The following is a 13,647-nucleotide window of genomic DNA, read 5'->3' as shown; positions in this document are numbered from 1 at the left end:
CCAGTGCAGGGAGCTGGCAAACCTGCCCAATTGGTGGCAAACGTTGGGTGTTTGGGCCGGTTTGGCGCCTTTGACCCCAGGTTTGCCAGTGTTTGCACATGTTTGCCAGCGCAGGGACATGGCAAACATACCCAAATGGTGGCAAACGTCGGGTGTTTGAGCCGAAGTAGATCCCCCGGCCCCAGGTTTGCCACTGTTTGCACACGTTTGCCGGTCTCCTGCAACGGGTACGGGTACCGGCGCCAGCCCTCACGTGCAGACCAGCGCCGAACCACCGCTCGGCCCCGCTCAACCTAGTTGGCAACGAAAATGGGCCTCTCCCACCTGGGGAGAGGCCCATTTTGCCGCTCAGATCAGAGTCCGCCGAGGATGGTGGCCACGAAGATCTTGGCGATCATCGCCACCGGATACACCAGGGCATATCCCAGGGCCACCCGCGGATCGGAGTTCGTTCGGCCGTTGGCAAAGGCCAGGACGGCAGGCTGGGTTTGCGCGCCGCCCACCAGGCCGGCCAGCTTGGTGCCGCCCATCTTGAATCCCCACCGCATGACGGCGTAGAGACCCACAGCCATGATCAGGGTGATGATGATGCCCAGGATCAGCAGCTTGGCCCAGGTCCCACCGGCGAATGCGTCCAGAATTTGCCCACCCGCGTTGGAGCCGGCTTGGGCCAGGAACAGCAGCAGGCCGAACTCGATCAGCACCTGGCAGGCGGTGAAGGGGACAGCCAGTACCACGTTGCCAACTCGACCGATCTTGCCGAAGATCAGGCCCACGATCAGCGCGCCGGCCGCAGCGCCGATCGAGAAGGTGGAACCGCCGCCCAGCGGGATCGGAATCACGCCGATGGCAACGCCGAGGGCAATCCCCAGGCCCATCGCCACCGGGTTGATGTCGGACAGGCCGCGAGCCGAGTCGCCAAAGAACTTGGTGATGGCCTCCATCTTGGAGGTGGGGGCAACCACCCGGACCCGGTCACCCTGCTGTAGGACCAGGTCGGGTTCGCCCACCATGTCGATGTCGCCGCGGCGGACGCGGGAGATGGTAGCGGAGTACTTCTTCGACATTTCCAGGGAGCCAACCGTCTTCCCGGCAATCTTCGGGTCGGACACGGTGATCCGACGGAAATCCAGGTAGGACCGGTCCTTCATCAGGGAGTGAGACGAGGAGTGGCCCAGTTCCTTGGCCACCTTAGCGACCAATTCTTCCGGACCCACAACCGTCACCAGGTCGTCCACTCCGAGGGTGTCCGACATGGAGGGTCGGGTGATCGGGCCGGTTTCCCCGCGCCGCAGCCGCGAGAAGGTCACCTTGCCGCCGAACTTGTCGTAGATGTCGCCGAGGAACGGGCCGTCGTTTCGCTCCACCCGGATGGTCCGGTTCGCGAGCGGGCTGGGGGCATCCTTGTCATGCTTGGCGTAGGACAGGGCAGCCAACGAGGCGCCCATCATTCCGATGACCCCAAACAGGTAGGCGATGGCATAGCCGACGGTAGCGGCTTCGGGGTTGCCGGAGGCTTCACCGGCCGCGCCCAGGGCGGGCGTGTTGGTGGTGGCACCGGCGTAGGTACCGGCAATCATGGCCGAGTCAAGTCCGAACACGTAGTGCCCCAGGCCCCAGGCGGCCCCGGCTGCCACGGCGAACAGGACGATCATCGCCAGGATCGGTCCGAGGGCGGTCTTTAGATTATGGAAGAAGGATGCGCCAGAGTTAATCCCGATGGCGAAGGCGAATACCGCCAGCCCCAGGTGGCCAATCCAGGCTTCCACCCGCAGGTCCACCCCAAGGTGTGCGCCCCAAGCGGCCAGGCCGATAGCAGCGAAGAGGACGGCGGCAGCTCCCAGGCTCACCCCCTTGATCTTGATGTGACCGAAGGCCATGCCGATACCGATGAGCAGGAAAACCAAGAGCACTTGCTGGCTCTCTAAGAATTCGAATATCGCTACCACAAATTACTCGTCTCTTCTGTCTTGATGGAGCGCCCGATGGCCTCCATAAAGAGTATCCGTGGAGGCGGGTGAAGGGAGGGGCATCCAAGGTCCCAAACGGGTTGATTCTGCCTGTGGCGCGGGACTGATCCACCTGTCACCAGGGACCCAGGGCCGGGGAAACCGACGGGGAAATGTGGCTCTGCTCACGTGGGAGGCCGGTCGGATTAGGGCACATGGTCAGAACCAAACTGGCCGGAAAATGATCGGCTCAACTCAGACTGTGAGACGCGCTGCATTTCCCCGGGCAGTGTTCTACGCTTAACGCATGCAAAACCCGTTTGGAGTCGCGATTCTTCGCCTGGTGGTAGTCGTACCCGGGCGTGCGGCTCCTGCTGTCTGACAGGTGGACCGCACGCTTATCCCCATGCTTGACCTGGCTGGGGATTTTTTGTTGCCCAAACCCACACAGACCTGAAAGATGGAGACAGAGCAGTGACGCAGCAAGAAACCATAACCGGGGCGGAGGCGATCGTTCGATCGCTTGAGTGCCTCGGAGTGACCGAAGTTTTCGGGATGCCCGGCGGGGCGATCCTGCCCACCTACGACCCTCTGATGGATTCCTCCATTCGCCACATCCTGGTTCGCCACGAGCAGGGCGCCGGCCACGCCGCCGAGGGGTACGCCGTTTCCAGCGGTCGAGTGGGGGTGGCAATCGTGACCTCCGGCCCGGCGGCCCTCAACACCATGACCCCGCTGGCCGATGCCAACATTGACTCGGTCCCGATCGTGGTTATTACCGGCCAGGTGGCTGCGCCGCTGATCGGCTCGGATGCTTTCCAGGAAGCGGACGTGGTAGGTGCCTCGATGCCGGTGACCAAGCACTCGTTCCTGGTGACCGAGGCCGACGACATTCCCGCCCGCATTGCCGAGGCATTTGAGATCGCCTCGACCGGCCGGCCCGGCCCGGTGCTGGTTGACATCGCCAAGTCGGCTCAGACCGCTCAGTGCAACTTCCAGTGGCCACCTCAGACCGACCTGGCCTCCTACCGCCTGCCGACCAAGCCCTCCATGAAGCAGATCAAGGCAGCCGCCAAGGCGCTGTGTGAAGCTCAGGCTCCGGTTCTCTACGTCGGGGGCGGCATGACCCGCTCGGGTGCCTCCGACCAACTGACCAAACTGGTGGAGCTGTCCAACGCGGCCGTGGTCACCACCCTGACCGCGCGCGGGGCGTTCCCCGACTCGGACCCGCACAACCTGGGGATGCCCGGCATGCACGGCACGGTGGCAGCCGTCGGTGCCCTGCAGCGCGCCGACCTGATTCTGGCTCTGGGCTCCCGGTTCGACGACCGGGTGACCGGGCAGTTGGACTCGTTCGCCCCGCGGGCACGGATCGTTCACGTCGACATCGATGCCGCCGAGATCTCGAAGAACCGCACGGCTGACATTCCGATCGTGGGGGACCTGAACCGGGTGTTGGAGCTGCTGGTTGAGCAGTTGCCGCACGCGCAAGAGAAATACGGCGCCCCGGACCTGTCCGGCTGGTGGCGCTACCTGAACCGCCTCGTCTCCCAGTACCCGCTCGGGTGGACGGAGCCCAGCGACGGCGAGTTGGCCCCGCAGTACGTGCTGCAGCGCCTGTCCGAGTTGACCGGGCCCGAGGCGATTTGGGCCACCGGGGTGGGTCAGCACCAGATGTGGGCGGCCCAGTTCATCGACTTTGAACACCCCCGCCACTTTGTTTCCTCCTCCGGCCTGGGCACGATGGGCTACGGGGTTCCCGCTGCGATGGGCGCCCAGGTGGCGAACCCGGATTCGGTGGTTTGGTGCATTGACGGGGACGGCTCGTTCCAGATGACCAACCAGGAGCTTGCGACCTGCGTCATCAACAACATTCCGATCAAAGTGGCCCTGATCAACAACAAGGTCCTGGGCATGGTCCGCCAGTGGCAGAACCTGTTCTACGATCAGCGCTACTCCCACACCGACCTGGCCGAAGGCGGGGGAGAGCAGGTCCCGAACTTCTGCAAGCTTGCCGAAGCGTACGGGATGCCGTCGCGGCGGGTGACCAAAGCCGAAGAGGTGGACGAGGCGATCAAGTGGGCGTTGGAGATCAACGACCGCCCGGTCCTGATCGACTTCAGTGTCTCCAAGGACGCCATGGTCTGGCCGATGGTGGCAGCCGGCGTCTCCAACGACGATATTCGCTATGCGCGCGGCATGGCCCCGCAGTGGGACGGAGAGGAATAAATCATGGAAAATCTGCATACGCTCTCGGTCCTGGTGGACAACCGGCCCGGCGTGCTGGCCCGGGTTTCGGGGCTGTTTGCCCGGCGCAACTTCAACATCAAGTCCCTGACCGTGGGTGAGACTGAGAACCAGCGGATCTCCCGGATGACGATCATCGTGGATGCCGACCAGGTTCCCCTCGAACAGGTGACCAAGCAGCTCAACAAACTGATCAACGTGATCAAGGTGGTTGAGATGGGGCCGCGTGAGTCGATTGAGCGCCGCCTGCTGCTGCTCAAGGTGAATGCGGACCAGAGCTGCCGGACCGCGGTGCTGCAGATCGTGGATCTGTTCCGCGCCCACGTCGTCGATGTCCAAACTGAAACCGTTGTCGTCGAGTCCATTGGCTCTCGTGACAAACTGGAAGCACTACTTGCTGCCCTCGAACCCTACGGAGTGCGAGAGTTGGCGCAATCGGGCGCGGTCGTTATTGGCCGCGGGCCCAAGTCGATCACAGATCAGATCAAGGAGAAGTACTAATGGCCGAAATCTTCTATGAAAATGATGCCGACCTATCCATCATCCAGTCGAAGAAAGTGGCCATCATTGGCTACGGCTCCCAGGGACACGCGCACGCGCTGAACCTTCGCGATTCCGGCGTCGACGTGGTGGTCGGGTTGCGTCCCGGCTCCGCTTCCTGGGCCAAGGCCGAGGCGGCCGGGCTGGCAGTTGCCGATGTCCCCACCGCGGTTGGCCAGGGCGACGTAGTCATGATCCTGGTTCCGGATCAGCACCAGCGGGGCCTGTACGCCGACCAGATTGAGCCGAACCTGAAGCCTGGCGCCGCCCTGTTCTTCGCGCACGGGTTCAACATCCGCTTCGGCTACATCAACCCCGGACCGGAGCACGACGTCTGCATGGTTGCCCCGAAGGGCCCGGGCCACAAGGTGCGGGAAACCTACCTGGAGGGCAAGGGCATCCCCGCGATTGTCGCGGTTGAGCAGGACGCCTCCGGTCAGGCCTGGGAGCTGGCTCTGTCCTACGCCAAGGCGATCGGCGCCACCCGCGCCGGGGTCATCAAGACCACCTTCACCGAAGAGACCGAGACCGACCTATTCGGCGAGCAGGCCGTCCTCTGCGGCGGTGTCTCCCAGCTGATCCAGTACGGGTTCGAGACCCTGACCGAGGCTGGCTACCAGCCCGAAATTGCCTACTTTGAGGTGCTGCACGAGCTGAAACTGATCGTCGACCTGATCAACGAGGGCGGCATCACCAAGCAGCGCTGGTCCATTTCCGACACGGCTGAGTACGGCGATTACGTCTCCGGCCCGCGAGTCATCGACCCGCACGTGAAGGAGAACATGAAGGGTGTACTGAACGATATTCAGGACGGCACCTTCGCCCGCCGCTTCATTGCCGACCAGGACAATGGCGGCCAGGAGTTCAAGGCTCTGCGCGCCCAGGGTGAAGGTCACCCGATCGAGAAGACCGGCCAGGAGCTGCGCAAGCACTTCGGATGGGCCCAGCAGGATTCGGACTACGTCGACGGATCTGCGGCTCGCTAGCAGTTTTCCGGGGTGGGTCGGAATGATCCGGTCCACCCCGTCACAGTGAAGGAGAAATACATGTCAGTTCTGCAGGTAGCTGTTGTCCCGGGCGACGGGATCGGCATCGAGGTCACCGCCCAGGCAGTTCGGGTGCTGGAACAGGTGCTGGACCAGGCCGGAGCCGGTCTGAACCTGGACTATTTTGACCTGGGAGCCAACCGCTACCTGGAGACCGGCGACATCCTGACGGAGGCGGATCAGGAGGCGCTGGCCCGACACCAGGCCATCCTGCTGGGCGCCGTCGGCGACCCGCGGGTGGCTCCGGGAATCCTGGAGCGCGGCCTGCTGCTGAAGCTGCGGTTCGGGTTTGACCAGTACGTCAACCTGCGGCCTTCCTTCTACTACCCGGGAGTCGACTCCCCCCTCCAGCATCCCGACGGGACCGACCTGGTGGTCGTGCGCGAGGGGACAGAGGGTCTCTACGTCGGCAACGGCGGCTCTGTCCGCACGGGAACCCCGCAGGAGATTGCGACCGAAAGCTCGATCAACACCGCCTACGCGGTTGAGCGGGTGGTCCGCTACGCGTTCGAGCTGGCCGCCTCGCGCCCCGCCCAGCACCTGACCCTGGTCCACAAGACGAACGTGCTGGTCCACGCCGGTGGCCTCTGGCAGCGCCAGGTGGAGGCGGTAGCCCAGCACTTCCCGCAGGTGCAGGTCGACTACGCTCACATTGACGCCGCCACCATCTACCTGGTCAAGGACCCGCAGCGGTTCGACGTGATTGTCACCGACAACCTGTTCGGCGACATTTTGACCGATGAGGCCGCGGCTATCACCGGCGGAATTGGGCTGGCCGCCTCGGCCAACCTGAACCCCGAAGGGCGCTTCCCCTCAATGTTCGAGCCGGTTCACGGCTCCGCCCCGGATATCGCCGGGCAGGGCATCGCCGACCCGATCGCCGCCATCGGCTCGGTCGAGCTGCTGCTGGCAAACAACGGTTTCCCGGCTGAGGCCGAGCGGGTCCGCCAAGCGATCATGGCCGACATGACCTGGCGGGCCGAGAACCCCGGGCAGCGGCGCAGCACCGCCGAGGTGGGCGATGCGGTGCTGGCAGCGCTCAACTAGCTAATCAGACCCGCCCACCGGGGCGGGACCAAGTGGAGAGAAGTCACCAATGACTGAAAGTACGGTCCGTCAACTCAGTGAACTAGAGGAAGCGGCAGCGGTGCCGGTACCGAACGCGGACGAGGTTGCTTCCCGGTTCCCGGTCTCCCAGAACCCGACTCCCGCCTCCGACGAAGAGCGGGCTCAGGCCCTGCGTGACCTGGATTTTGGCACCACTTTTAGCGACCACCTGGCGATCGAGGCCTGGAACCCGGAAGAGGGGTGGCACGGCCGAAGCGTCGAGGCCTACGCCCCGCTGGCGCTGGATCCCTCGGCCGCAGTCCTGCACTACGGGCAGGAAATCTTCGAAGGATTGAAGGCCTACCGGTGGGCCGACGGATCTGTCTGGACGTTCCGCCCGACGTTCAACGCGGCCCGGATGAACCAGTCCGCGGTGCGGATGGCGATGCCGAGCCTGCCGGTGGAGGACTTCCTCGGCTCGATCGTGCAGTTGGTGCGGGTCGATGCCAACTGGGTGCCCTCTATCCCGGACTCGGCCCTGTACCTGCGGCCAATGATGATTGCTTCCGAGCCGTTCCTCGGGGTGCGGCCCGCCCGCGAGTACCTGTACCTGGTGATTGCCTCGCCGGTTGGCCCCTACTTCAAGGGTGGGCTGAAGCCCGTCTCAATCTGGGTTTCCACCGACTATCACCGGGCGGCTCCCGGCGGCACCGGGGCGGCCAAGACCGGCGGCAACTACGCGGCTTCGCTGCTCCCGCAACAGCTGGCGGCCCAGCAGGGATTTGACCAGGTCTGCTACCTGGACGCGGCGACCAACTCGGTGCTGGAGGAACTGGGCGGGATGAACGTCTTTGTTCGACGGGCTGACGGCACGGTCCTGACCCCGGCTCTGTCCGGCTCCATCCTGGAAGGCGGAACCCGCTCGGCCATCATGCAGCTGCTGGCTGACCGGGGCGTGCCGGTGACCGAAACTGCGCTCAGCCTGGCCGAGCTGGTGGCGGGAATCGAAGCGGGCGAGATCACGGAAATGTTTGCCTGCGGGACCGCCGCGGTGGTGACCCCGATCGGTCGGATTGCCGGCGACGGCTTCGACTTTACCCTCCCTGGAACCGAGCTGACCGCGGCCATTCACGACGAACTTGGCGGCATTCAGCGCGGGCTGGTGCCGGACCGGCACGGGTGGATGTACCGCCTGGTCTAGCGCGACCAAACCCCCAATCAGTTGACCCCGGCCCCCACCAGGAGGCCGGGGTCAACCGGTCTGACCGAAAGGCCGGGTTACGGCACCGCGCACTGGGCCAGGACGCCGGTGCCGGAGCTCAGCATTGGCCCTTCGCTGGCGGTGACGAACACGCACTCGCCCCGGCGCAGTTCCAGCTCTCCGGCTCGGGTCATCACCGTGGGTGAACCCTGGAGACAAATGACGAGGCGGGGGCCGGTCCCAAGCAGCGGCATCGTCTGCGCGTCCAGGGACACCACCGAGAGCTCGAAGTCCTCGACCGGTGCGTAGTAGCGTCGGATCCCCTCCGACGGGTACTCCGGGGCCAGGCGCACCGGCGGGTGGGCGTCGAACTGGCCCACCTCGACCAGTTGGGTGCGGTCGATGTGCTTGGGGGTGAGCCCGGCCCGAATCACGTTGTCCGAGTTGGCCATCACTTCCAGTCCGAAGCCATCCAGGTACGAGTGGAGGGTTCGAGGGGGCAGATAGATGGCTTCTCCCGGTTCCAGTCGAACCGGGTTCATCAGGAACGCCACGATCACGCCGGGATCGCCCGGATAGGCCTCTGCCAGATAGCGGACGGTGGAGTCGAGCAGGGGGAGGGGGGAGCGGCCCGCCTCCAGTCGCTCCGAGCACGCCTGGGCAAACTGGTCGATTTCGGCCCGGTCCGGGGCTGAATCAGGGTCCAGCAGCCAGGACACCACCGGTTTCATCGCCCGGCCCGCGGCCAGGCGGAGGCGCCGGCCCAGGCGATAGGCGAGGGGAACCTCCAGCCCGTCTAGCAGCTCTCGCACCTGCCGACGCACCGAGAATCCAGCCAGCAGGGTGAACTCGGTCAGCGCGTACAGCAGCTCCGGCTTGTGGTTGTCGTCGCGGTAAATCCGCTGGGGATCAGACCGGCCAATCCCGTCTTCCTCCTCGGCTGAAAAACCCGCCTCGGCCTGGCGCTTGTTCGGGTGCACCTGCAAAGAGAGCGGGGCCGCCGGTGCGATCAGCTTCATCAGGTAGGGCAGGCGGTCGCCAAACATGAACCGGGTGGAGGGGCCCAGGTACTCCCGGGGGTGGGTCGCAATCAGGTCAGCCAGTCGCTCGCCGGTCGCGGTGGTGGCAGAGCCCAGTTCGTGGGCGCCAAACCAGAGTTCGGCCAACGGTTCAGGACTGGGACTGGTCCCCAGGAACTCCGGCAATCGAACGTGGGATCCCCACGCGTAGTGTTGTGGAAAACCTGTGATCCGCAGCAATGGGGTTAGGACCTCGCCTTCAGAACTTTGCTGACGTCGCGGGCCGCGCCCCGGTCAGCGGACAGGGCGGTGGCCGCATACAGCTGGAGGGCGGGGGAGACGTGGCGTTCGCGGGTGCGCGGGGTCCACGGGTGTTCCCGGGCCTCCTGCTCGGCCCGGCGCCGCTCCAACTCGGCGTCGTCCACCAGCAGTTCCAGCAGGCCCCGGTTCACGTCAATCAAGATCTCATCCCCGTCTTCAATCAGGCCAATGGCGCCGCCGGCGGCAGCTTCCGGGGAGATGTGTCCGACCGAGATGCCGGAGGTGCCCCCGGAGAAGCGCCCGTCGGTGATCAGCGCACACTTGGCTCCAAGTCCGCGGCCCTTGATAAACGAGGTGGGGTAGAGCATTTCCTGCATGCCGGGCCCGCCGGCGGGACCCTCGTAGCGGATCACCACCACGTCCCCAGCTTCCACGGTCTTGTCCAGGATTTTCTCGATGGCTTCCTCCTGGGACTCCATCACCCGGGCGCGCCCCTGGAACCTGAACAGGGAGGGGTCCACGCCGGCGGACTTGATGATGGCACCGTCCTCGGCAATGTTGCCCCGCAGCACGGTCAGGCCGCCCTCTTTGGTGTAGGCGTGCTCCAGATCCCGGATGCAGCCGTTGGCCGCATCGGTGTCGAGTTCGGCCCAGCGATTATTGGTGGAGAACGCTTCGGTGGTGCGGACGTTCCCCGGGGCGGCGCTGAACAGGTCCAGCGCTTCCTGGCTGGGGTTTTCCGCCCGGATATCCCAGCGATCCAGCCACGAGTCCAGGTCCGGTGAATGCACGGTGTGCACGTCCCGGTTCAGCAGGCCGGCCCGGCGCAACTCGCCCAGCAGTGCGGGAATGCCACCGGCCCGGTGGACGTCCTCCATGTGGTAGTCGTTGTGGTTGGGGGCCACCTTCGAGAGCACGGGGATCCGGGCGCCAATCTCGCCGATATCCTCCAGGTCAAAGTCCACCTCGCCCTCGTGGGCGGCGGCCAGGATGTGCAGCACCGTGTTGGAGGAGCCGCCCATGGCCATGTCCAGCGCCATGGCGTTCCGGAACGCGTCCTTGGTGGCGATGGCGCGCGGCAGGACCGAGTCGTCATCCTCGTTGTAGTAGCGCTGACACAGGTCCACGATCAGGCGGCCAGCCTCCTCGAACAGGGCTTTGCGGGCCACGTGGGTGGCCAGGGTTGAGCCGTTGCCGGGCAGGGACAAGCCCAGGGCCTCGGTCAGGCAGTTCATCGAGTTGGCGGTAAACATGCCGGAGCAGGAGCCGCAGGTGGGGCAGGCCAGCTTCTCAATTTCGAGCAGCTTCTCGTCAGAGATGGAATCGTCCGCGGTCGCGTTCATCACGGTGATCAGGTTGCCGTGTCCAGTCTGGGAGTCCCCGATGATGGCATCGGCCGGGATGTTCTTGCCGGCCTCCATCGGACCACCGGAAACAAACACGACCGGGATGTTCAGCCGCAAAGCGGCTAGCAGCATTCCCGGGGTGATTTTGTCACAGTTGGAAATGCAGACCATGGCGTCGGCGCAGTGGGCGTTGACCATGTACTCAACCGAGTCGGCGATCACCTCGCGCGAGGGCAGCGAGTAGAGCATCCCGGAGTGACCCATGGCAATGCCGTCATCCACCGCAATCGTGTTGAACTCTTTGGCTACCCCGCCAACCCGGTGGATCTCATCGGCCACCAGCTTGCCCATGTTGCGCAGGTGGACGTGCCCGGGAACGAACTCGGTGAAGGAGTTAACCACCGCGATGATGGGTTTGCCGAAGTCGTCGTCACCCATCCCCGTGGCTCGCCAGAGGGCCCGCGCCCCAGCCATATTTCGTCCCTGCGTCGAGGTGGCAGAACGTAGTTGCCTCGGCATGATTCCTCCCACAAATTGTCGGTCCAGCTAATCTTTTCTCAAGTGTAGGAGCCTAACTAAACGTTTGGCCATGAAGACCACTGACCGATAATCTACCGGCGAACTCGGTCGCCGGATAAAGCTGCGATAATGGGGGTCATGCACGGTGAATACAAGATGCCTGGAGGAAAGCTAGTCGTCGCTGACGTTGAGGTCAACGAAGGAGTGATCTCGTCGCTGACGCTGAGCGGGGATTTTTTCATAGAGCCAGACGAGGCCCTGTTCCGAATGCAAGCCGCGGTCCTGGGGGCCCCGGCCGACCTGAGCGGAGCCGAGTTGACCACCCGGATGGAGGTGGCGCTGGAGCCAACCGACGTGCTGATGGGGGTCTCCCCCGGGGCGATCGGGGTGGCCATTCGGCGGGCCCTGGGAGCGGCCCTGTCCTGGGACGACATTGATTTCGAGGTGATTCACGGCCCGTCCGTGGCCCCGGTGATCAACGTGGCCTTGGATGAGACGCTGGTTGAGGACGTGGCGGCCGGACGGCGCCGTCCGTTCATGCGGATCTGGGAGTGGAACGCCCCCCAGATCGTGATCGGCTCGTTCCAGTCCTACGACAACGAGATCAACCAGGAGGGGATCGATCGGCACGGGATCACCGTGTCGCGCCGGATCAGCGGTGGGGGAGCCATGTTCATGGAACCCGGGAACTGCATCACCTACTCGCTGGTGGTGCCCACCGCGCTGGTCGACGGGCTCAGCTTTGAGGCCGCCTACCCGTTCCTGGATGAGTGGGTGATCGAGGCGCTGAAGAAGGTGGGGGTCAACGCCACCTACGTTCCCCTCAACGACATAGCCTCTGAGAAAGGGAAAATTGGGGGCGCCGCCCAGAAGCGGTTCGCAAACGGCTACATGGTTCACCACGTGACCATGGCCTACGACATCGACGCGGTCAAGATGAACGAATGCCTGCGGATCGGCAAAGAGAAGATCCGGGACAAAGGCTTGCGTTCGGCCGTCAAACGGGTGGACCCGATGCGGAGCCAGACCGGGATGGCCCGCGAAGATATCATCGAGGTCCTGAAGGACCACTTCGCGCAGAAGTATCTGGCTGACCCGGGTGAGATCACCGCGGCCGACCTGGAAGTAGCCGAGCGCCGGGCCGAGGACAAGTTCTCGTCGCCCGAGTGGGTCTACCGCATTCCCTAAGCGGAAAACTGACAACGCTCCCAACCCCAAGCTGCCAACCGCAGCCTGTTCGTGAGGTAATTGGCCCGTGAAACTACCTTTGAGTCCCCGTTCGATCGGAATCGTCGCCCTGGGCGTGACCAGTTTGCTGGCTGCGGCCGGCTGCACCTCATCCACCGGGGGCCGCACCCTGGGAGAGCAATCCCAATCCGGTCCGGGCGCCCTTGAGACCGCGCAGTCTGACGATTACTCGCAGTTGCCCGAGCGAACCGTGGATCCCGATGCGGCCCAGTACTGGGATCAGCTGAGCCCACTGGAGCAGGCGGCCTCCGTGCTGATGCTGCACTATCCCGGAACCGACGTCAGCCAGATCAAGACTTTCGTGGACGACATTCGCCCCGCCGGCCTGATCCTGATGTCGGACAACGTTCCCGACCCCGAGTCGGGGTTGGCGCAGAGTGTCGCGCAGTGGGGTCAGGTGGGTGGCCTACCGCTGCTGGTGGCCATCGATCAGGAGGGTGGCTTGGTTTCCCGCCTGGCGGACGATCCGGGAGAGTCGCCGGAGGACCTGCGTGACCAGGACCCGGCTCAGACTGAAGCGTCATTCCATGCACGCGGCGAGTACTTGAAGTCACTGGGAATTAACACGAACTTTGGGATTGTGGCGGACACGACCGCCGACGAGAACGCCGCCATCTGGCCGCGAGTCCTGGGCACCACCCCGGAAGCGGCGGCCGAGCGGGTCAGCGCGGCGGTTGCGGGTGAAAATGGGGAAGTATTTTCCACCCTGAAGCATTTCCCCGGGCACGGCCTGATTGAGGAAGACTCCCACTTCACGGTGCCGGTTGGCAGTATAGATCCCGATCAGTGGGCGCAAACAGCCGCGCTCCCGTTTGCGGCCGGGATCGACGCCGGGGCCGAAATGGTGATGGTCGGGCACCTGCTGTTCCCAGAGATTGCCCCCGAGCCGGCCTCACTTTCAGCTCGATGGAACCAGATTCTGCGCCAACAGCTCGGCTTTGACGGGATCATCGTGACCGATGATTTGAAGATGCTCCGCGACTCGGGTGAAGCCCAGTTTGCCGACCCGGTGGCCAACGCGGTTGCAGCTCTCAATGCCGGGGCCACCCTGGTGTTGGATATTGACGGCGACACCGGTCCGGCCGCAACCGCGTTCGCGCACGAACTCGTCAACGGGATTGCCGCGGCAGTGCAGGACGGTTCGCTGCCGCACCAGCAGCTGCGCGAGGCGGGAATCCGGTTGACGGAACTGCGCTCCAGCCTGGCCGAGTAGGGGAGGGGCCT

General features: G+C 64.5%; 10 protein-coding genes. 7 read left to right on the top strand and 3 right to left on the bottom strand.

The annotated features are described in order from the left end of the window. Nucleotides 1-353: 353 nt before the first annotated feature. Nucleotides 354-1,880: an aspartate:alanine exchanger family transporter gene (locus SAC06_RS07760; protein ID WP_412766237.1), complete on the bottom strand. Its 1,527-nt coding sequence runs from the start codon at nucleotides 1,878-1,880 to the stop codon at nucleotides 354-356. A gap of 543 nt (nucleotides 1,881-2,423) precedes the next feature. On the opposite strand from SAC06_RS07760, the gene SAC06_RS07755 reads away from it, so the two are divergent. From SAC06_RS07755 to SAC06_RS07735, 5 genes are read left to right on the top strand one after another with little or no spacing between them, the layout of a single operon-like run. Further along, a complete protein-coding gene (locus tag SAC06_RS07755) occupies nucleotides 2,424-4,178 on the top strand; it encodes an acetolactate synthase large subunit (RefSeq protein ID WP_412766215.1) in 1,755 nt (584 codons plus the stop codon). A 3-nt stretch (nucleotides 4,179-4,181) separates the two neighbouring features. Next, the gene (ilvN, locus tag SAC06_RS07750) at nucleotides 4,182-4,697 is read left to right on the top strand and encodes an acetolactate synthase small subunit (RefSeq protein ID WP_350257729.1); all 516 of its coding nucleotides are present in this window, start codon (nucleotides 4,182-4,184) and stop codon (nucleotides 4,695-4,697) included. Further along, entirely contained in the window at nucleotides 4,697-5,722 is a 1,026-nt protein-coding gene (gene ilvC, locus SAC06_RS07745; RefSeq protein WP_350257728.1) for a ketol-acid reductoisomerase, read from the top strand. Before ilvN ends, ilvC begins: the two co-directional genes overlap by 1 nt. A gap of 60 nt (nucleotides 5,723-5,782) precedes the next feature. Continuing rightward, entirely contained in the window at nucleotides 5,783-6,829 is a 1,047-nt protein-coding gene (locus tag SAC06_RS07740; protein WP_350257727.1) for a 3-isopropylmalate dehydrogenase, read from the top strand. A gap of 49 nt (nucleotides 6,830-6,878) precedes the next feature. Then, on the top strand, nucleotides 6,879-8,030 hold the full coding sequence (locus SAC06_RS07735; protein WP_350257726.1) for a branched-chain amino acid aminotransferase: 1,152 nt from the start codon (nucleotides 6,879-6,881) through the stop codon (nucleotides 8,028-8,030). A gap of 77 nt (nucleotides 8,031-8,107) precedes the next feature. On the opposite strand, the gene manA is transcribed toward SAC06_RS07735, so the two are convergent. Both manA and ilvD read right to left on the bottom strand, forming a co-directional pair. Then, nucleotides 8,108-9,289, bottom strand: a complete 1,182-nt coding sequence (manA, locus tag SAC06_RS07730; protein WP_350257725.1) for a mannose-6-phosphate isomerase, class I — start codon at nucleotides 9,287-9,289, stop codon at nucleotides 8,108-8,110. A gap of 5 nt (nucleotides 9,290-9,294) precedes the next feature. After that, a complete protein-coding gene (gene ilvD, locus SAC06_RS07725) occupies nucleotides 9,295-11,175 on the bottom strand; it encodes a dihydroxy-acid dehydratase (protein ID WP_350257724.1) in 1,881 nt (626 codons plus the stop codon). A gap of 138 nt (nucleotides 11,176-11,313) precedes the next feature. On the opposite strand from ilvD, the gene SAC06_RS07720 reads away from it, so the two are divergent. After that, nucleotides 11,314-12,363 carry a biotin/lipoate A/B protein ligase family protein gene (locus SAC06_RS07720; RefSeq protein WP_350257723.1) on the top strand — a complete coding sequence of 350 codons (1,050 nt, stop codon included), beginning with the start codon at nucleotides 11,314-11,316 and terminating at the stop codon, nucleotides 12,361-12,363. 67 nt (nucleotides 12,364-12,430) lie between these two features. Continuing rightward, entirely contained in the window at nucleotides 12,431-13,636 is a 1,206-nt protein-coding gene (locus tag SAC06_RS07715; RefSeq protein ID WP_350257722.1) for a glycoside hydrolase family 3 N-terminal domain-containing protein, read from the top strand. Nucleotides 13,637-13,647 lie beyond the last annotated feature (11 nt).

It is taken from the genome of Scrofimicrobium sp. R131 (assembly GCF_040256745.1).
GTDB lineage: Bacteria > Actinomycetota > Actinomycetes > Actinomycetales > Actinomycetaceae > Scrofimicrobium > Scrofimicrobium appendicitidis.
The sequence above is the reverse complement of the archived record's forward strand: the minus strand, read 5'-3'. Positions and strand labels throughout refer to the sequence as shown.